Origin of the sequence: Bradyrhizobium sp. (genome assembly GCF_047605465.1) — a bacterium.
Taxonomy (GTDB): Bacteria; Pseudomonadota; Alphaproteobacteria; order Rhizobiales; family Xanthobacteraceae; genus Bradyrhizobium.
Genome location: NZ_JASGFS010000044.1, coordinates 17,954 through 35,794, shown reverse-complemented (window position 1 = coordinate 35,794; position 17,841 = coordinate 17,954). Strand labels below are relative to the sequence as shown.

Below are 17,841 nucleotides of genomic sequence, written 5' to 3'. Positions count from 1 at the left end.
TGGCCGGGTCAAGCCCGGCCATGACGACGAGAGGGACGACACGCATCTCTATGAGCGCCCCCGGATGCGCTTTCGTCCGGTGAACATCGCGCGGATCAGATTCTCGCGCTGGAGAATTGCCATCAGCACGACGCCCGCCACATGCAGCACGACCAGCACCATGACGGCGTCCGATGACCAACCGTGAGTGTCCTCGATCCACCAGATGCCGAAGAAGGTGACCGTCACCGACAGCGCGCCCGTGATCGCCGAGACGGCGAGCGCCAGCAGCAGCGCCACCAGCATCAAGGTGCCGGCGGGATTGAGCCCGATATAGCGCCCGGTGATGCCGCGGCGGAGATTCCAGAGATAGCTCGGCGCGGCACGAAGCCTGATGCCGAGCATGCGGAAGCGCGAATGGCGACTTCCCAGGACGCCCCAGAGAAGACGGAAGGCGAGAAGCGCGAGCACCGCATAGCCGGCAATGCGATGAAGCCCGTCATATACGCTGGGCGTGAACCAGGCGGTCAGGACACACGCGGCGAGAGCCCAGTGCCAGAGGCGCAGCGGGAGGTCCCAGACCTTCACCGTCCGCGCGGTTCGATCCGCGGGAGTCCCGCCGGACGCCCCGTGCGCCTCTGGCACCGCGTCTTCCATGACGCTCCGCTTACTTCGCGATGGTGTGCTTCAGGCTGAGATCTTCGGGGCTGTAGAACAGCTCGAACAGCTTGCCTTCCTTGACGCCGTACACCTCGTAGCACGAGCCCTCGATCTTCGAGCGCCGCACCTCGTAGCCGGCAGCCTTCGCCTTGGCCTCGGCTTCGGCGGCCGGCTTCCACGACGCCTTGTCGAGCTTGGTGCAATCCTTGAAACCGTCGGCCATGGCGACCGAGCCCGAGCCGATCCCGACCGTCAGTGCAATAGCAACAACACGAATGACCCTCACGAACATCTCCTCTCTTTCGTGCGCGCAACGCCTGTCGCGCAGCGCAATCCGAAGGAAGCAAAGGAAGTCGCCAAGTCAACTCGGCGCGCTGACGCGCGATCCCTTAGACAGATTCTAACGGGCGTCAAAAGATCAACACGGCCCGCATGCAGCGCGCATTTGCAGCGCCGATGCGGCCTTACGCCTCACGGGTTGATGCGCCGCGGCTAGTAGCCGGCGACGGCCATCGCCACGACGGCGCCGAGAGCGACCCAGCCGAAATGCCGGCCGCGCGTGGCCCAGGCATTGGCGAGCGCGGCGAAACCGAACACGCAAGCGAGCGTGACGACGATCCAGTGGCGCGCCGGCTCGGAGGCCATCCAGGGCGCCGCGATCAGCAGCACGCCGCCGCCGATCCAGGCCACCGTGGAGGCCTGCCATACCAGACGGATCAGCGTACGCAGCCGTTCCGGCTCGATACGCGCGCGGGCGAAGACCTTGGTCTCGCCGAGGATGCCGTGGATGAGGCTGACGACGATGGTGGCCACGCCGGCGGATTGGAGCAACAGGTCGCGCATCGCCACATCTCCCGCATCCATACAGTGATGTATGGTGAGATAGGCGCTGGCACGCAGCCTGTCAATACACTAGTGTATGGCGCGCATCAGGGAACCGGACATGACAGACCAGCTTTCCGCCGACGACTGGATCCGCGAGGGCCTCAAGGCCCTTGCCAAAAGCGGCTTCACCGCGCTCAAGGCCGATCCGCTCGCAAAGGCGATCGGCGTCTCGCGCGGCAGCTTCTATTGGCACTTCGCCGACCTCGGCGCGTTCCATGCCGCCGTGCTGAAGCGTTGGCGCGAGATCGCAGCCGAGCAGATCATCGCCGATCTCGAGGCGGGCCGCGACGAGCCGCTGAAAGCGCTGCTGCGCAGGTCGTTCGGCGCGCGGCTCGATCTCGAACGCGCGGTGCGCAACTGGGCGGCGTTCGATGCGGCCGCGCAGGCCGCCGTCCGCGCGATCGACCGCCGCAGGATCGATTACATCGAGACGCTGCTGCGGAAGCGCGGGCTCGCCCCGGCCGCGGCACAGGCGCGTGCGCAGATCCTCTACTGGACGTTTCTCGGCTTCGCCCTGTCGGGCGGACCGGTTCCCGCGGCGCGGCTCCAGCCCCTGCTCGACGAGATCCAGCGGATGGTATCCGCCTAGATCCTCGGTCTTGAGGCGTGTCTCGCCGGTATCGCGCGAAAACGCCTCGGCCGCGGCAATGGGCGGAGGCGATTTTCTGTGCTAGAGGCAGCCGATCGCCGGAGACCATGATGAACGCCCCCAACGAACGCGCCGAAAACAGCGTCGATCCCAAACTGCTGGAGATCCTGGTCTGCCCGCTGACCAAGGGTCCGCTGGAGTTCGATGCCGCGCGACAGGAGCTGATCTCGCGTTCCGCGAAGCTCGCCTATCCGATCCGCGACGGCATCCCGATCATGCTGCCGGAAGAGGCGCGCAAGATCGATTGATCATCCTCATGGTGAGGCGGCGCAATAGCACGCCTCCGGACGATGCACCGCATCGCCGGGCGAACCATGAAAGCCCGGCCCTCTCATCTCGGCCGAGATGCGCGCAAGCGCGCTCCTCAGGATGAGGAGCTGGAGCTGAACGGAGGGCGTGAAGCGCTTCGTCTAGCGGCCGTAACAACTCCGGCGCCGGGCCGCGCTTGTCCGGGACGACGGCGAACGGGAGAAACCTAGAGCGCCTCGCCCTTCAACAGCCGCGGCACCTCGCCGGTGAGGCCGGCGGCCTGGCGGATGAAGAGATTCTTCAGCGGCGGCGTGCGGTCGACGATGCCGAGGCCGATGTCGCGCACGGTGCGCAGCAGCGTCGACTGGTTGGAGAACAGGAAGTTCAGCGAGTTGGTCGCGACGCCCATCGCCATCGTGTCGAAACGGCGCCAGCGCTGGTAGCGCTCGAGCACATCGGCCTGGCCGAGATCCATGCCGAGCCGCGCGGCATCGACGACCACTTCGGCGAGCGCCGCGACATCCTTGAGCCCCATGTTGAGGCCCTGGCCGGCGATCGGATGGATGACGTGCGCGGAGTCCCCGACCAGCGCGAGCCGTTCGGCGATGAAGGAGCGCGCCACGAAATAGGACAGCGGAAACGCGCGCGGCTTGTCCAGTGCCTTCACCTCGCCGAGATGCAGGCCGAAGCGCTGCTCCAGCTCAGCGTGAAATTCCTCCGCGCTCAGCGCGACGATGCGCGCGGCTTCGGCGCGGCGCTCGGTCCAGACCAGCGACGAGCGTTGTCCCGCGAGCGGCAGGATCGCGAACGGACCGGCGGGCAGGAAATGCTCTTCGGCGCGCCCCTCGTGATCGCGCTCGTGACCGACGGTGACGACGATGCCGGATTGATCGTACTCCCAGCCATGGGTGGCGATGCCGGCGCGCTCGCGCAGCTTCGACCTCGCGCCGTCGGCAGCGACCAGCAGGCTGGCCGCGATCACGCTGCCGTCGCCGAGCGTGACGTCGATGCCGTCGGCGCGCGCGTCGTACGAAGTCACCGCGGTGGCGCGCAAATCGATGCCCTCGGCCTCGGCGCGCGCGACCAGGACGTCGATCAAACGACGGTTCTCGACCATATGCGCGAAGGGTTCGCCCGGCTCGACATCGCCGGCGAAGGTGAGGAACACCGGCCGCGTCGCGTCTTCGAGCTTGGAGTCGGTCACGACCATGTCGAGGATCGGCTGCGCGTCGCCCTTGACCTCGTCCCAGGTCCCGATCGCCTCGAACAGGCGGCGGCAGGCCGCCACGATCGCGGTCGCGCGCGGATCGCGGCTCGGCCGCGTGGCGAGCGCGGGATCGGCGACGATGACGGGAATTTCGGGGCCGAGCCCCTGACGCAATGCGAGCGCCAGCGCCAAGCCCGCGAACGCGCCGCCGCCAATGACAATGCTACCCTGTACCGACATACCCAGATTCCCGGTCAATTCTTGGTCTTGCTAGCAGACTTGAGGTGGGCGAAACAGTGCGGTGAAACAAGGGCGGAGCCACCCGACTGTGTCATTCCGGGGCGCGCCACGTTGAAAGCATCACGATGTCCAAGAGCCTGATCGACCTGATCGCGATCCTCGACCTCGAACAGCTCGAGGTGAACCTGTTCCGCGGCAACAGCCCGAAGACGAGCTGGCAGCGGGTGTTCGGCGGGCAGGTGATCGGGCAGGCCATGGTTGCGGCCTGCCGCACGGTCGAGGGCCGGCTGCCGCATTCGCTGCACTGCTATTTCATCCTGCCCGGCGATCCGCAGATCCCGATCATCTACCAGGTCGAACGCCTGCGCGACGGCAAGAGCTATTCGACCCGGCGCGTCACCGCGATCCAGCATGGCAATGCGATCTTCTCGATCATGGTGTCGTTCCATGCCGAGGAGGAGGGCGCGTTCGATCATCAGGAGAAGATGCCCGACGTGCCGCCGCCGGAGAAGCTCACGGCGGAGGAGGTGGCCAAGCAGCCGATGTTCCGCGAGATGCCGGATTTCATCCGCCGCTATTACGAATCCGACCGGCCGATCGAGTTGCGCCCGGTCGAGCTCGGCCGTTATTTCGGCCAGAAGATCGACGACGGCCGCATCCATGTCTGGATCAGGACCGCGGCGAAGCTGCCGGACGATCCGGCGTTGCACATGTGCGCGCTGGCCTATGCGTCGGATTTCTCGCTGCTCGACGCGGTGATGGCGCGCTATGGCCGCACGCTGTTCGACAAGCGCATGATGCCGGCGAGCCTCGACCACGCGATGTGGTTTCACCGCCCGTTCCGCGCCGACGAATGGCTGCTCTACGCCCAGGATTCACCGAGCGCACAAAGCGGCCGCGGGCTGACCCGCGGCCTGATCTTCAAGCCCGACGGTACGCTGGTCGCCTCCGTCGCACAGGAAGGCTCGGTGCGCGAACGCAGGAGCTGATCATTCAAGCGCGCGTTCATTGCGCTCGAGAGGCTTCGATCACGCCTGCATCGCGCCGCGCGGCTGGAGCGCGAACTGGGACACGTACCAGTTGCCGTACCAGCGCAGCATCCACGGAATCGGGATGATGAGGCTCGAGACGAGCGAGAACACCACCGTTCGCCACAGGATCTGCCAGCCGCTTGCGTTGAACACGATCTCGCGCCGCGTGCCGTCGATGTTGCGGCAGATCCATCGCATCCAGAACGACAGCACCCAGGCCCAGCCGATGATCGTGATGCTCGAGATCAGCAGCAGCAGATACCAGCCGACATAACCGATCGCGCTGCCCTGGAACGAGATCGGCAGCCGTTCACCGTTGGACGTGAGATTGGCCGCGATCCAGCGGATGACGATCCAGCCGAGGAAGGCATTGAGGATCGTGGCGAGGAGCGGCGCAGCCGACACGCCGATCAGACCGGCATAGGCGAGGAGCCCGTTGCCCATCAACGCCCACCACACGTCCATCGGCTGGCCCGCGAAGCCGAGGTTCGGACGGCTCGGCACCTGGATGTGCGACGTGATCCATTTGTAGAACCAGACGGTGACCCAGGGAGCGGGGATCACCAGGAACATGCCGATCACGAACACGATGCTGCGGCCGAGCAGACCGAACAGGCTGAAATCAGCCTTCAGCGATCCTCCGCCGCCGGCACCGGCATAACCGCCGCCACCCATCACCGGCGGTCCGCCCGCCGGGATCATCGGGGGTGCGGCACCGCCGCCGATCAGTCCGGGGATTTCGGCGGCCTTCTGCCAGCCCGCCATGCCCTCGGTCCAAACCAGCGTGTCGGGACGAACCACACCCTGGGCGACGAGGTCACGAAACTGTCCCTCCGGATAGGGCCCCTGCTGCTTGCCCTCGGATGCGTAGAACCAACTCGCCATGACGTGCACCCCCCAAAATACTTATGTACCGTTCAACAGGAGCAGGTTCACCGCATCCATGCCGAAAATGCATTGTGAAGGATGGACGGCTGCCCTGTACAGAGGCGGCCGCACGCGCGGCCACGCGCTTTTTCGCTTCAATCTGCAAGTTTTTTGTGCCATTTGCCCGGAAAGATGCCAGATTGACGCAGCGCCGGGGACATACGGCACCGCGCATCCCGGGGAACAGGCCTGACCATGAAACTCGTCGTCGCGATCATCAAACCCTTCAAGCTCGATGAGGTCCGCCAGGCCCTGACGTCGATCGGCGTCCACGGCATGACCGTGACCGAGGTGAAGGGCTATGGCCGCCAGAAGGGTCACACCGAGATCTATCGCGGCGCCGAATATGTCGTGAACTTCCTGCCGAAGCTGCGGATCGAGATCGCGGTCCCGTCCGACATCGCCGACAAGGCCGTCAGCGTCATCACCGCGACCGCGCGCACGGGCCAGATCGGCGACGGCAAGATCTTCGTGACGCCGATCGACCACGCGCTGCGCATCCGCACCGGTGAAACCGACAGCGACGCGCTCTGACACCGTCTTCTTCGATCGCACCGGGCAACGACGTCTCAGCGTGCGACGCAATTTCTTTGCTGGGGGATACGACATGGCGGGGTTCCTGCGTCGCGCAGCCTCTGTTGCTGCGCCGATCGGATTGGCGTTCATCCCGTCCGCACCGGCCCACGCCGCGGGTGCCGAGATCAGCACCGCCGATACCGCCTGGATGATCGTCGCCACGGCCCTCGTGCTGATGATGACGATCCCGGGGCTCGCGCTGTTCTATTCCGGCATGGTCCGCAAGAAGAACGTGCTTGCCACCATGGCGCAGAGTCTCGCCGCGGTGACGGTGATCTCGATTCTCTGGGTCGCGTTCGGCTACTCGCTCTGCTTCACCGGCGACGGTCCGTGGATCGGCACGCTCGACCGCTGGTTCCTCGTCGGCATGACCATGGACAGCGTGAACCCGGCCGCGAAGACGATCCCGGAATCGCTGTTCATGCTGTACCAGATGACCTTTGCCATCATCACGGTGGCGCTGGTCGCGGGCTCCGTCGCCGACCGGATGCGGTTCTCCGCCTATCTCGTGTTCTCGATCGGCTGGTTCGTCTTCGTCTACATTCCGCTGGCGCATTGGGTGTGGGGCGGCGGCTTTCTCGCCAGCATGGGCGTGATGGATTTCGCGGGCGGCCTCGTCGTGCATCTGTCGGCCGGCACCGGCGGCCTCGTCGCGGCGAAGGTGATGGGACGCCGTCACGGCTACGGCACCGAAAACCTCTCGCCGTTCGACCTCTCGCTCGCGGTGATGGGCACGGGCCTGCTGTGGGTCGGCTGGTTCGGTTTCAACGGTGGTTCGGCGCTGGCCGCCAATTCACGCGCGGTGATGGCGATCATCGCGACCCATCTCGCAGCCTGCTCCGGCGCGGTGACCTGGGGCGCGATCGAATGGTCGACGCGGCGCAAGCCTTCGGTGCTCGGCATGATCTCCGGCGCGGTGGCCGGGCTCGGCACCATCACGCCGGCCTCCGGCTTCGTCGCACCGTGGCACGGCATCGTCATCGGCGTGATCGCCGGGCTGATCTGCTACTGGGCCTGCACCTGGCTCAAGCACCGCTTCAACTACGACGATTCGCTCGATGTGTTCGGCGTCCACGGCATCGGCGGGCTGACCGGCACCCTGCTGGCCGGCGTGTTCGCGACCAGCGCGATCGGCGGCACCGCCGGTCTGCTCGAGGGCCATCCGCAGCAATTGCTGATCCAGCTCTACGGGGTCGTCGTCACCTTCGTCTGGTCCGCGGGGGTCAGCTTCGTGCTGCTCAAGCTGGTTGCGCTGTTCGTGCCGCTGCGCGTGTCCCGTGAGCAGGAGCTGGAAGGCCTCGACATCACCCAGCACGGCGAAGCCCTGCAATAAGCGCCTGCCTTACTTAATTACCGCCCCGTTGCCCGACGCATGGGCAACATTGTGTCGGCAGCCTGTCGTGCTCTTATTTTGAGCAGGTATGACCGCGTTTTGAGCGCGGCGTAATAGCGCACTGCAGCGCGACACTCGCAAAACGCGAAAAGCGCCGCTTTCATAATCCGTTACGCATCGCGCCCGATCTGGCACGGCATTTGATTCTAGGGGTCCCGGCTGTGCCCGCGTTGAAACTTCTCCTCGTGGCGAACCAGTCGAGAAACGCCCGGCCATTGTCCGGACCGGGCCCAAGCGGGGATAGGACCCATGAAAATTGTTATGGCGATTATCAAGCCATTCAAGCTGGAAGAAGTCCGTGACGCCCTGACCGCCATTGGCGTTCACGGTCTCACGGTGACGGAAGTCAAGGGATATGGCCGCCAGAAAGGCCATACGGAAATCTATCGCGGCGCTGAATACGCCGTGAGTTTCCTGCCCAAGATCAAGATCGAGGTCGCTGTCGCCTCCGACCAGGTCGACAAGACCATCGATGCCATCACGTCCGCCGCGAAAACCGGACAGATCGGCGACGGCAAGATCTTCGTCATCAACCTCGACCACGCGGTTCGCATCCGCACCGGCGAGGCCGATGCAGCGGCCCTTTGATTTCGCGCTCAAACTTTACCAATCAGGAGTGAATAAGATGACGTTTAAGCGTCCCTATGGCGCGGGATTGGCGGCTCTTGCAGTCGGCATGTTCGCCGCGACCGCGGCCTACGCCGAGCCAACGATCAACAAGGGCGACAATGCCTGGATGATGACGTCGACGGTGCTCGTGCTGTTGATGACCATCCCGGGCCTGGCCCTGTTCTATGGCGGCCTCGTGCGCTCCAAGAACATGCTGTCGGTGCTGATGCAGGTGTTCTACACCGTCTGCGTCGTCACCGTGATCTACGCCGTCTACGGCTACAGCCTTGCCTTCACCGGCGGTTCCGACTTCATCGGCGGCTTCTCCAAGGCCTTCATGATGGGCGTCACGACCGACTCGAAGGCTGCGACCTTCAGCGTCGACGCCAACATCTCGGAGCTCATCTACATGTGCTTCCAGATGACCTTCGCGGCGATCACGCCGGCCCTCATCGTCGGCGCCTTCGCCGAGCGCATGAAGTTCTCGGCCATCGCGCTGTTCATCCCGCTCTGGGTCACGCTGATCTACTTCCCGATCGCGCACATGGTCTGGTACTGGCCCGGCCCGGACGCGATCCAGGACGCTGCCAAGGCGCTGGCTGCCGCGGGTGACGCGGCCGCGAAGACCGCGGCGCAGGCCAAGCTCGACGAGATCAACGCCGACGCAGGCTGGATCTTCAAGAAGGGCGCGATCGACTTCGCGGGCGGCACCGTGGTGCACATCAACGCCGGCATCGCAGGTCTCGTCGGCGCGCTCCTGATCGGCAAGCGCACCGGCTACGGCAAGGAGCTGATGGCTCCGCACTCGCTGCTCTGGGTCGGCTGGTTCGGCTTCAACGCCGGCTCCAACCTCGAAGCCAATGGCGGCGCAGCCCTCGCCATGACCAACTCCTTCGTCGCCACCGCAGCCGCCGCGCTGTCGTGGATGTTCGCGGAGTGGATCGTGAAGGGTCACCCGTCCGTGCTCGGCGTCATCTCCGGCGCCGTCGCGGGTCTCGTCGCGGTGACGCCCGCTGCCGGCTTCTCCGGCATCATGGGTGCGATCGTCCTCGGCCTCATTGTCGGCGTGGTCTGCCTGTTCTTCTGCACCGTCGTGAAGAACGCGCTCGGCTACGATGACAGCCTCGACGTGTTCGGCGTCCACTGCGTTGGCGGCATCGTCGGCGCTCTCGGCACCGGCATCCTGGTCAACCCCGCCCTCGGCGGCGCCGGCATCGTCGACTACACCGCGATCCCGCCGAAGGTCGCCGACTACGACTTCGCCGCGCAGATGGTGTCCCAGATCTGGGGCGTCTGCACGACGCTGGTGTGGTCGGGCATCGGCTCGGCGATCCTCTACAAGGTCGTCGATGTGATCGTTGGCCTCCGCGCCAATGTCGAGAGCGAGCGTGAAGGCCTCGACATCACCGAGCACACCGAGCGCGCCTACAACATGTAACGTTCCTCCCGGGGGCGCGATCTCCTCGGGGATCGCGCCCAGAACTACGGTTCGGGCACATACCCGGCAATGCCCCGACCGTTGAGGGGCTCCAGCGCAAGTTGGAGCCCCTTTCTTTTGTCTTTTTGCGGAATTCTTTTCGGCCGCCTCCCAAAGAAAAGGATTGCCATTCCACGCGGCCGGCGCAGAAATATCGACCTCAACGAAAACAATTCGGGAGGTCGTCATGCGTTTGGAAGGCGGATGCTATTGCGGCGAAGTGCGTTACGTGGCCGAAGGCGATCCGATGATGCAGGCGCAGTGTCACTGCCGCGAGTGCCAGTACATCTCGGGCGGCGCGCCGAATACCTTCATCGCGATGCCGCTGGCCGGCTTCACCTACATCACCGGGCAACCCAAGCAGTTCACGCGCAAGGACAGCGAACGCGCGGTCACGCGCGAGTTCTGCGCCGAGTGCGGCACGCATCTGGTGACCAAGGTTCCGGGCCTTCCCGCAGCGGTCGTGAAGGTCGGGACGCTGGACGAGCCGGCGCAGTTCCACCCGCAGATGGCGATCTTCACCTGCGACAAGCAGGAATTCCATCCGATCCCGGCAGGCATGCCGACCTTCGAGAGGATGCCGGGACATTAGGACGTCTTACGGACCCCTGATCCGGCGGTGGATGAGCCATGCTCACCCACCGCCGGCCGCGCGGTCACGGCTGCGACGACACGAGATATTCCGGCGGGCGCAGGCCGGCGCACGGCCGAACAGGATGCCGCTTGAAATGCGAGGCCGGGAACCCGGAAACTCGCCGGAACTCCGCGCATTTGCCTGCAATCCCGGCGGATTATTCGAGTCTGGACGGACGCGCCCGCCGATGGTTAATCGCGTCTTAACCTCGCCCTATCTATGGTGAACTGAACCGCCTTCCCGCCGGCGCCCGCGCGACCGGCCGTTCCGAGAGTACTGGCGCCCAGAATGGTCATGACCGCTTCAACCCGTGCGCCGCAGGCCAGTGGAAGCTCCAACAACGAACGCTCGCCCTTCGTCCGCCTGAACGAGCTGTTGGCGCCGCATCAACCTGGCAAGCCGTTGATTTCGCTGGCTGTCGGCGAGCCGCAGCATCCGGTGCCCGATTTCGTCGGCCCGGTGCTGGCCAAGCACATCGCCGATTTCGGCCGCTACCCGATGAACCAGGGCACCGAGCCGTTCCGCCAGGCTGCGAGCGCTTGGCTGTCGTCGCGCTTCAAGCTGCCGCGACCGCTCGACCCCAAGAGCGAGGTTCTCGTCCTCAATGGCAGCCGCGAGGGGCTGTTCCTCGCCGCCATCGCGGCAGCGCGTTATGTCGGGCCCAAGCCCGGCAAGCCCGCGATCCTGATGCCGAACCCGTTCTATCCGGTCTATGGCGCCGGCGCGGGGGCCGCGGCCTGCGAGCAGATCTATCTGCCGACCACGGTGGAGAACGGCTTCCTGCCCGATCTCGACGCCATCGACGAGGTGACGCTGGCGCGCACCGTGGCGTTCTATCTGGCCTCGCCGGCGAATCCGCAGGGCTCGGTCGCCTCGCGCGATTATTTCATTCGCCTGAAGCGCCTCGCCGATCGCTACAATTTCATGATCCTCAGCGACGAGTGCTATTCGGAGATCTACACCCGCGAGGCACCCGGCAGCGCGCTCGAATGCGCCGGCCCCGACTACACCCGCGTGGCTGCGTTCCAGTCGCTGTCGAAACGCTCCAACCTGCCGGGCATGCGCGTCGGCTTCGCTGCCGGCGACAAGAAGTTCATCGGCATGTTCCTCGAGCTGCGCAACATCGCAGCGCCGCAGGTGCCGGTGCCGCTCCAGCATGTCGCGATCGTTGCCTATGGCGACGAAGCGCATGTCGAGGAAAACCGCAGGCTCTACCGGATCAAGTTCGATCTCGCCGACCAGATCATCGGCAATCGCTATGGCTATCGCCGGCCCGACGCCGGCTTCTGCGTCTGGCTCAACACGTCCGGGATCGGTGACGACGTCTCCGTGACCCTCAAGCTCTTCAAGGAAGCCGGCGTACGCGTGGTGCCCGGCAGCTATCTGGCGCGGCTGCAGCCCGACGGCTTCAATCCCGGCGCAGGCTACATCCGCCTGGCGCTGGTGCAGGACGGTGAGACCACGGCTGCGGCGTTGCACCGGCTGGTCGAGACTCTGGGTTAGGCGAGGCCCATGAGCATGTCGGCAATCGAACGTGTCATTCCACTGGTCGGCCATCTGCCGCCATCGATCCGCGAGGCGCTGACCCGGCGCGTGCGCGAACTCACGGGCCTCGGACTGATCGCGCTGTCGGGCGTCGCAGCCGCCGCGCTGATGACCTGGTCGGTGCAGGATCCCAGCCTCAGCCACGCGACCTCGCGGCCGATCCGCAACATCCTCGGTTATGCCGGCGCGATCGGCGCCGACCTCGCGATGCAGATCCTCGGGCTCGGCGCGATCATGCTGATCCTGACCGTCGCGGTCTGGGGCTGGCGCATGCTGACCCACCGGCCGTTCGACCGCGAGGCGTTGCGGCTCGGCGCCTGGATCCTCTGCACGGTGATCGCAGCGGGATTTGCAAGCTGCTGGCCGCATGGCGGCGCGTGGCCGCTCCCGACCGGCCTCGGCGGCGTGGTCGGCGACGCGCTGGTGCGCGCGCCCGCGGTGATTTTCGGCCCCCCCGGCGCGATCTATCGCATTGCGCTCGGCATGATCCTGTTCGCGGCGTTGGCCACGACCTTCCTGATGGCCTGCGGCCTCGGCGCACGCGAGCGTGACGACGACGAGCTCGGACCGATCGAGGATGAGGACAAGCCGCTCGATGAGGACGAGGAGAGCGATCGCGGTTCGGTGTCGCTGGGCTGGCTGTTCCATGCGCTGATGAGCACGAAGGCGCGTCTGGCCTGGCTGCTCGGTGCCGCCTACCGCTCGCTGGTGTCCAGCGGTCCGAAGACCAAGGCGGCGGCATTCAGCCGCCAGGAGCCGAATATCGGCGGCGGACGCGCCGCACCGCCGATCTCGCCGCAGTCCGAAGACGAAGACTACGAGGACGAGCCCGAAGACGCGGAAGAGGAGGAGGAAGAGGAAGAAGAGGAGGAGGCGCCCGCGGCACGCGCGCCGCGCAAGAAGGCTGCGCCGAAGGCGGCTTCCAAGAAATCCTCCGACAAGTTCGACCTTCCCTCGGTCTCCATGCTCGCCGCTCCGAAGGCCGGCGATCGCCAGCCGCTCAGCAAGGCCGAGCTGGAAACCAATTCGCGTTCGCTCGAAGGCGTGCTGCAGGATTTCGGCGTGCGCGGCGAGATCGTGAAAGCCAATCCGGGTCCCGTCGTCACGCTGTACGAACTGGAGCCGGCGCCCGGCATCAAGTCCTCGCGCGTCATCGGGCTTGCCGACGACATCGCCCGTTCGATGAGCGCGCTGTCCGCGCGCGTCGCCGTCGTGCCCGGCCGCAACGCGATCGGCATCGAATTGCCGAACGCACATCGCGAGAAGGTCTACCTGCGCGAATTGCTGGTGGCGAAGGAAGCGACCGACACGGTTGCGAAGCTGCCGCTCTGCCTCGGCAAGACCATTGGCGGCGACCCCGTCATCATCGATCTCGCCCGCACCCCGCACATGCTGATCGCCGGTACCACCGGCTCGGGCAAGTCGGTCGCGATCAACACCATGATCCTCAGCCTGGTTTACCGGCTGCGTCCCGACCAGTGCCGGCTGATCATGGTCGATCCGAAGATGCTCGAACTGTCCGTCTATGACGGCATTCCCCATCTGCTCACGCCCGTCGTGACCGATCCGAAGAAGGCGGTCGTCGCGCTGAAATGGGCCGTGCGCGAGATGGAAGAGCGCTACAAGAACATGGCCAAGCTCGGTGTGCGCAACATCGACGGCTACAACACCCGCCTGCTCGAATTGAAGGCGAAGGGCGAAGAGCCGACGCGCACGGTGCATACCGGCTTCGACAAGGAGACCGGCAAGGCAATCTACGAGGAAGAGAAGCTCTCGCTCGATCCGCTGCCCTACATCGTCATCATCGTCGACGAAATGGCGGACCTGATGATGGTCGCCGGCAAGGACATCGAAGGCGCCGTGCAGCGTCTGGCGCAGATGGCGCGCGCCGCGGGCCTCCACGTGATCCTCGCCACGCAGCGCCCGTCGGTCGACGTCATCACCGGCACCATCAAGGCGAACTTCCCGACCCGCATCGCCTTCCAGGTCACCTCGAAGATCGACAGCCGCACCATCCTCGGCGAGATGGGAGCCGAACAGCTCCTCGGCCAGGGCGACATGCTCTACATGGCGGGCGGCGGCCGCATCAGCCGCGTGCACGGTCCCTTCGCTTCGGACGAGGAAGTCGAGAAGGTGGTGCGTCACCTGAAGACGCAGGGCCAGCCGGAATATCTCGAAGCGGTCACGGCCGAAGAGCCCGCGGAAGACGAGGATGGCGCGGTGTTCGACGCCACCGGCATGGGCGCGGACGGCGGCGGCGACCTGTTCTCGCAGGCCGTCGCCATCGTCAAGCGCGACCGCAAGGCCTCCACCAGCTACATCCAGCGCCGCCTGCAAATCGGCTATAACCGCGCCGCATCGCTGATGGAGCGCATGGAACTGGAAGGCATTGTCGGACCCGCCAATCACGCCGGCAAGCGCGAGATTCTGGTCGAGGAAGAAGACAGTCATATGTGAGGCGAGCCGCCTCGGAACATCATTTCACGCAAAATCGATCTCTGCTTTTGCCCGAAATCACGCTAAAAAGGCGCCCAGCCACACAGGACGACGCGTTGATCAGACATCCGGACATTCGATTCGCAGCCTCCATCGCTGCGCGCAGCGCGCGCGTTGCCGGCGTGCTTCTCGTCACCGCCGCGATGGTGACCGCGAGCTCCCTCGCGCAGAACGTGCCTGTTCCGAAGCCCGCGCCGAAAGGCCGTGAGGGTGGAGCGCCGGGCGGCGGGCCCACGATCACGGGCGCGACCCAGACGCCGCCGAACCCGTTCATTCCGGACCCGCGCCGCAACGTGCCGAGCAGCATCTTCCAGACCTTCGATGCGAACCAGAAGGCGCAGGCGGCCAAGGTCAGTGCCTATCTCTCGTCGTTGCAGACGCTGGTCGGAAACTTCGTCCAGGTCGGGCCCGACGGCAGCAAGACGCAGGGCGATTTCTACATTCAGAAGCCGGGCAAGGTGCGGTTCGAATACGATCCGCCGAGCCCGATCGATATCGTCGCCGACGGATCCTCGCTGGTCGTGCGCGACCGCAAGCTCGCGACGCAGGACGTCTACCCGCTGTCGCAGACGCCGCTGCGTTTCCTGCTGTCGGATCGTATCGACCTGATGAAGGACACCAACGTCGTCAACGTCAGCGCCGATGATGTCTTCGTCAGCGTCACGATCGAAGAGAAGCAGGCGCTGGTCGGCACCAGCCGGCTGCTGCTGATGTTCGGTGCCAAGGACGGCCAGCTCAAGCAATGGACCGTCACCGACCCGCAGGGCTACGACACGACCGTCGCGGTCTACAATCTCGACGCCGGCAAGAAGCTCGATCCCAGCATGTTCAAGATCGACTTCACCAATTACGGCCCATCGCCGGGTTGAGCTTCGGCGTCCCGGACGCGCGGCGATGCGGCGCAGAGCCGAGACTCTCGGTGCAGCCCTGTATCAACGACGTGCCGCGTTACGCCCCCAGGCAAGAGAGATTGTCGTGGATGGCCGGAGCAGCCGAACGGCGCGCAGGTGCTGGTCCCACGCCGATCCATGCTAAGATGCAATTCTCATGCGTCTCTCCCTGACAACCTGGAACATCAATTCGGTGCGGCTGCGCATCGAGCTCGTCGCGAAATTCCTCAAGAGCGCGCGGCCGGACGTGCTGTGCCTGCAGGAAACCAAGTGCATCGACGACGCCTTCCCGCTGAAGCGATTCAAGCGGCTCGGCTATGAGCACGTCGCGCTGAACGGGCAGAAGGGCTATCACGGCGTCGCCATCGTCTCGAAGATTCCGTTCGACACCAAGGACATCCGCACCTTCTGCGACAAGGTGGATTCCCGGCACATCTCGGTGTCGTTCGGCGAAAAGGCCAATATCGCCAAGCCGCTGGTGCTGCACAATTTCTACGTTCCCGCCGGCGGCGACATTCCGGATCCGGCGCTGAACGAGAAATTCGACCACAAGCTCCGTTTCCTCGACGAGATGAAGGCCTGCGAGCCGCTGCATCCGCGCGGCGAGGATCGGCACATCCTGGTCGGCGATCTCAATGTCGCCCCGCACGAGAACGACGTGTGGTCGCACAAGCAGCTTCTGAAAGTGGTCTCGCACACGCCGATCGAGACCGAGAAACTCAAGGCGGCGCTCGGCGCCGGCGAATGGGTCGACGTCGCCCGCGAGCGCATCCCGATGTCGGAGAAGGTCTATACGTGGTGGAGCTACCGGTCCGCCGACTGGACCGTCGGCGATCGGGGCCGCAGGCTCGACCACATCTGGGTATCGCGCGCGCTGAAGGACGCGGTCACCGATTTCAGGATCCTGCGTGACGCACGGAGCTGGGAACGGCCCTCGGACCACGTGCCGGTGACGGTGACGCTGGAGGTGTAGGGGCTGGCGTCGCGCCTGACGCCCTCATCCTGAGGAGCGCGCTCGCGCGCGTCTCGACGGATGGCCGCGGGCGATACCCAGGCCTTCATGGTTCGAGACGGCGCTAACGCGCGTTCTCACCAATCGTTCACGAGGTCAGCTTCGCGCCCGCCATCAGGATATCACTCGCGATCTGGCTGGAGCGCACGGCGAATTCGTCGCGGAGGCGGAGGGCGGCGGCGGGGTCGCTTTCGAGCACGCGCTGGAACAGGCTGCGTGCGACGCGGATGACGGAGGAGTGCTCCAGCGCAATCGCGCCCGACGGCCGCTTCATCGGCACCACCAGCGCGAGCTCGCCGATCAACGCGCCGGGACCTGCGATCATCTCGGCACCGGCGCCGTCGTCGACCCGAAAGGCACCGCGCTGAACCACGAAGCCGGCATCGGCGTCGTCGCCGAGATTGAACAGGACATCGCCACGAACGAAATCACGCTGCTCGGAGCCGATCGCCAACATGCGCAACGAGGCATCTCCCAACAGGCGCAGTGTCGGGACACGCTCGAGAAGCGCTACGTCGTCGTCGATTGACATTCCGGTCCGAGGTTCGAGGAAGGCGCGAATTTACGACGAATCGCGCGCTTCCGGAACGTATCACGGCACCAGCTTGTAGCCACCGGCTTCCGTCACCAGGATTTCCGGGTTGGCCGCGTCCTTCTCGATCTTCTGGCGCAGACGGTAAATGTGGGTTTCCAGCGTGTGGGTGGTGACACCGGAATTGTAGCCCCAGACCTCCTGGAGCAGGGTCTCGCGCGACACCGGCATCTGGCCGGCGCGATAGAGGAAGCGCAGGATCGCGGTCTCTTTCTCGGTCAGCCGCACCTTGCGCGCATTGGCCGCGGTCAGCATCTTCGAACCGGGACGGAAGCTGTAGGGCCCGACCGAGAACACCGCGTCCTCGCTGGCTTCGTGCTGGCGGAGCTGGGCGCGGATGCGGGCCAGCAACACGGCGAAACGGAAGGGCTTGGCGACATAGTCGTTGGCGCCGGATTCCAGGCCCAGAATGGTATCGGAGTCGGTGTCGTGCCCGGTCAGCATGATGATCGGGGCCTTGAAGCCACCCTTGCGCAGGGAGCGGACCACTTCGCGGCCATCGGTGTCGGGCAATCCGACGTCCATCAGGACGAGATCAGGGGAGTTGGCCTTTGCTGCGCTTGCGCCCTTGGCACCGGTATCGACCGCGGAAGCCTCAAACTCCTCGTGCAGCGATAATTGCTCCACCAACGTGTCACGCAGATCGGTATCGTCATCCACGATCAGGATCTTGCGGGCATTGGCCATAGGTGATCATCCTTTTGGGGTCGACTCGGCGCGCATGCAAACTGCGCCCAGCCGCGATGGGAAGTTAAAGGTCGCCGTTATTATTGTTGTTCGTGTTGAAGTA

At 65.2% G+C, this 17,841-nt stretch carries 19 protein-coding genes; 12 read left to right on the top strand and 7 right to left on the bottom strand.

The genetic code is table 11. The features are described 5' to 3' along the window. Positions 1 to 48: 48 nt before the first annotated feature. From QM712_RS25835 to QM712_RS25825, 3 genes are all read right to left on the bottom strand, one after another. Positions 49 to 636: a cytochrome b/b6 domain-containing protein gene (locus QM712_RS25835; RefSeq protein WP_415025974.1), complete on the bottom strand. Its 588-nt coding sequence runs from the start codon at positions 634 to 636 to the stop codon at positions 49 to 51. Between the two features lie 10 nt (positions 637 to 646). Further along, positions 647 to 925 carry a PepSY domain-containing protein gene (locus QM712_RS25830; RefSeq protein WP_415025973.1) on the bottom strand — a complete coding sequence of 93 codons (279 nt, stop codon included), beginning with the start codon at positions 923 to 925 and terminating at the stop codon, positions 647 to 649. A 206-nt stretch (positions 926 to 1,131) separates the two neighbouring features. Further along, positions 1,132 to 1,482 carry a hypothetical protein gene (locus QM712_RS25825; RefSeq protein WP_415025972.1) on the bottom strand — a complete coding sequence of 117 codons (351 nt, stop codon included), beginning with the start codon at positions 1,480 to 1,482 and terminating at the stop codon, positions 1,132 to 1,134. Between the two features lie 100 nt (positions 1,483 to 1,582). Between QM712_RS25825 and QM712_RS25820 the strand changes: the two genes are divergently transcribed. Together QM712_RS25820 and QM712_RS25815 are read left to right on the top strand one after the other, a co-directional pair. After that, positions 1,583 to 2,113 (top strand): TetR/AcrR family transcriptional regulator, encoded by a 531-nt coding sequence (locus QM712_RS25820; protein WP_415025971.1) that lies wholly within the window; start codon positions 1,583 to 1,585, stop codon positions 2,111 to 2,113. Positions 2,114 to 2,223: 110 nt separating this feature from the next. Beyond that, positions 2,224 to 2,421: a Trm112 family protein gene (locus QM712_RS25815; RefSeq protein ID WP_415025970.1), complete on the top strand. Its 198-nt coding sequence runs from the start codon at positions 2,224 to 2,226 to the stop codon at positions 2,419 to 2,421. Positions 2,422 to 2,648: 227 nt separating this feature from the next. On the opposite strand, the gene QM712_RS25810 is transcribed toward QM712_RS25815, so the two are convergent. Further along, entirely contained in the window at positions 2,649 to 3,869 is a 1,221-nt protein-coding gene (locus QM712_RS25810; RefSeq protein ID WP_415025969.1) for a ubiquinone biosynthesis hydroxylase, read from the bottom strand. 125 nt (positions 3,870 to 3,994) lie between these two features. Here QM712_RS25810 and tesB point away from each other — a divergent pair, with 125 nt between their 5' ends. Then, on the top strand, positions 3,995 to 4,858 hold the full coding sequence (gene tesB / locus QM712_RS25805; RefSeq protein WP_415025968.1) for an acyl-CoA thioesterase II: 864 nt from the start codon (positions 3,995 to 3,997) through the stop codon (positions 4,856 to 4,858). A gap of 39 nt (positions 4,859 to 4,897) precedes the next feature. On the opposite strand, the gene QM712_RS25800 is transcribed toward tesB, so the two are convergent. After that, positions 4,898 to 5,785 carry a DUF4339 domain-containing protein gene (locus QM712_RS25800; RefSeq protein ID WP_415025967.1) on the bottom strand — a complete coding sequence of 296 codons (888 nt, stop codon included), beginning with the start codon at positions 5,783 to 5,785 and terminating at the stop codon, positions 4,898 to 4,900. A gap of 237 nt (positions 5,786 to 6,022) precedes the next feature. On the opposite strand from QM712_RS25800, the gene QM712_RS25795 reads away from it, so the two are divergent. The 9 genes from QM712_RS25795 (at position 6,023) to xth (ending at position 16,420) form a co-directional block, all read left to right on the top strand. Continuing rightward, complete coding sequence (locus tag QM712_RS25795; protein WP_415025966.1) at positions 6,023 to 6,361, top strand: P-II family nitrogen regulator; 339 nt, start codon at positions 6,023 to 6,025, stop codon at positions 6,359 to 6,361. A gap of 73 nt (positions 6,362 to 6,434) precedes the next feature. Beyond that, positions 6,435 to 7,736, top strand: coding sequence for an ammonium transporter (locus QM712_RS25790; protein ID WP_415025965.1), 1,302 nt, complete (start codon positions 6,435 to 6,437; stop codon positions 7,734 to 7,736). 309 nt (positions 7,737 to 8,045) lie between these two features. After that, on the top strand, positions 8,046 to 8,384 hold the full coding sequence (locus QM712_RS25785) for a P-II family nitrogen regulator (RefSeq protein ID WP_008142813.1): 339 nt from the start codon (positions 8,046 to 8,048) through the stop codon (positions 8,382 to 8,384). 37 nt (positions 8,385 to 8,421) lie between these two features. Further along, a complete protein-coding gene (locus QM712_RS25780; RefSeq protein WP_415025964.1) occupies positions 8,422 to 9,843 on the top strand; it encodes an ammonium transporter in 1,422 nt (473 codons plus the stop codon). Positions 9,844 to 10,069: 226 nt separating this feature from the next. Continuing rightward, positions 10,070 to 10,474: a GFA family protein gene (locus tag QM712_RS25775; RefSeq protein ID WP_415025963.1), complete on the top strand. Its 405-nt coding sequence runs from the start codon at positions 10,070 to 10,072 to the stop codon at positions 10,472 to 10,474. A 330-nt stretch (positions 10,475 to 10,804) separates the two neighbouring features. Then, positions 10,805 to 12,019, top strand: a complete 1,215-nt coding sequence (locus QM712_RS25770) for an aminotransferase class I/II-fold pyridoxal phosphate-dependent enzyme (RefSeq protein ID WP_415025962.1) — start codon at positions 10,805 to 10,807, stop codon at positions 12,017 to 12,019. A gap of 9 nt (positions 12,020 to 12,028) precedes the next feature. Next, positions 12,029 to 14,518, top strand: a complete 2,490-nt coding sequence (locus QM712_RS25765) for a DNA translocase FtsK (RefSeq protein ID WP_415025961.1) — start codon at positions 12,029 to 12,031, stop codon at positions 14,516 to 14,518. A gap of 182 nt (positions 14,519 to 14,700) precedes the next feature. Beyond that, entirely contained in the window at positions 14,701 to 15,426 is a 726-nt protein-coding gene (locus QM712_RS25760; RefSeq protein WP_415025995.1) for an outer membrane lipoprotein carrier protein LolA, read from the top strand. Between the two features lie 178 nt (positions 15,427 to 15,604). Continuing rightward, positions 15,605 to 16,420, top strand: coding sequence for an exodeoxyribonuclease III (gene xth, locus QM712_RS25755; RefSeq protein WP_415025960.1), 816 nt, complete (start codon positions 15,605 to 15,607; stop codon positions 16,418 to 16,420). 127 nt (positions 16,421 to 16,547) lie between these two features. Here xth and QM712_RS25750 read toward each other — a convergent pair whose 3' ends face one another. Together QM712_RS25750 and QM712_RS25745 are read right to left on the bottom strand one after the other, a co-directional pair. Then, on the bottom strand, positions 16,548 to 16,991 hold the full coding sequence (locus QM712_RS25750; protein WP_415025959.1) for a cyclic nucleotide-binding domain-containing protein: 444 nt from the start codon (positions 16,989 to 16,991) through the stop codon (positions 16,548 to 16,550). Between the two features lie 60 nt (positions 16,992 to 17,051). Further along, entirely contained in the window at positions 17,052 to 17,738 is a 687-nt protein-coding gene (locus tag QM712_RS25745) for a response regulator transcription factor (RefSeq protein ID WP_008142830.1), read from the bottom strand. Positions 17,739 to 17,841 lie beyond the last annotated feature (103 nt).

What these genes read in the sequence shown, in the direction of transcription:
- QM712_RS25835 (WP_415025974.1), bottom strand. Translation starts at nt 636, where the DNA reads ATGGAAGACGCGGTGCCAGAGGCGCACGGGGCGTCCGGCGGGACTCCC.
- QM712_RS25825 (WP_415025972.1), bottom strand. Translation starts at nt 1,482, where the DNA reads ATGCGCGACCTGTTGCTCCAATCCGCCGGCGTGGCCACCATCGTCGTC.
- QM712_RS25820 (WP_415025971.1), top strand. Translation starts at nt 1,583, where the DNA reads ATGACAGACCAGCTTTCCGCCGACGACTGGATCCGCGAGGGCCTCAAG.
- QM712_RS25815 (WP_415025970.1), top strand. Translation starts at nt 2,224, where the DNA reads ATGAACGCCCCCAACGAACGCGCCGAAAACAGCGTCGATCCCAAACTG.
- QM712_RS25810 (WP_415025969.1), bottom strand. Translation starts at nt 3,869, where the DNA reads ATGTCGGTACAGGGTAGCATTGTCATTGGCGGCGGCGCGTTCGCGGGC.
- tesB (WP_415025968.1), top strand. Translation starts at nt 3,995, where the DNA reads ATGTCCAAGAGCCTGATCGACCTGATCGCGATCCTCGACCTCGAACAG.
- QM712_RS25800 (WP_415025967.1), bottom strand. Translation starts at nt 5,785, where the DNA reads ATGGCGAGTTGGTTCTACGCATCCGAGGGCAAGCAGCAGGGGCCCTAT.
- QM712_RS25795 (WP_415025966.1), top strand. Translation starts at nt 6,023, where the DNA reads ATGAAACTCGTCGTCGCGATCATCAAACCCTTCAAGCTCGATGAGGTC.
- QM712_RS25790 (WP_415025965.1), top strand. Translation starts at nt 6,435, where the DNA reads ATGGCGGGGTTCCTGCGTCGCGCAGCCTCTGTTGCTGCGCCGATCGGA.
- QM712_RS25785 (WP_008142813.1), top strand. Translation starts at nt 8,046, where the DNA reads ATGAAAATTGTTATGGCGATTATCAAGCCATTCAAGCTGGAAGAAGTC.
- QM712_RS25780 (WP_415025964.1), top strand. Translation starts at nt 8,422, where the DNA reads ATGACGTTTAAGCGTCCCTATGGCGCGGGATTGGCGGCTCTTGCAGTC.
- QM712_RS25775 (WP_415025963.1), top strand. Translation starts at nt 10,070, where the DNA reads ATGCGTTTGGAAGGCGGATGCTATTGCGGCGAAGTGCGTTACGTGGCC.
- QM712_RS25770 (WP_415025962.1), top strand. Translation starts at nt 10,805, where the DNA reads ATGGTCATGACCGCTTCAACCCGTGCGCCGCAGGCCAGTGGAAGCTCC.
- QM712_RS25765 (WP_415025961.1), top strand. Translation starts at nt 12,029, where the DNA reads ATGAGCATGTCGGCAATCGAACGTGTCATTCCACTGGTCGGCCATCTG.
- QM712_RS25760 (WP_415025995.1), top strand. Translation starts at nt 14,701, where the DNA reads ATGGTGACCGCGAGCTCCCTCGCGCAGAACGTGCCTGTTCCGAAGCCC.
- xth (WP_415025960.1), top strand. Translation starts at nt 15,605, where the DNA reads ATGCGTCTCTCCCTGACAACCTGGAACATCAATTCGGTGCGGCTGCGC.
- QM712_RS25750 (WP_415025959.1), bottom strand. Translation starts at nt 16,991, where the DNA reads ATGTCAATCGACGACGACGTAGCGCTTCTCGAGCGTGTCCCGACACTG.
- QM712_RS25745 (WP_008142830.1), bottom strand. Translation starts at nt 17,738, where the DNA reads ATGGCCAATGCCCGCAAGATCCTGATCGTGGATGACGATACCGATCTG.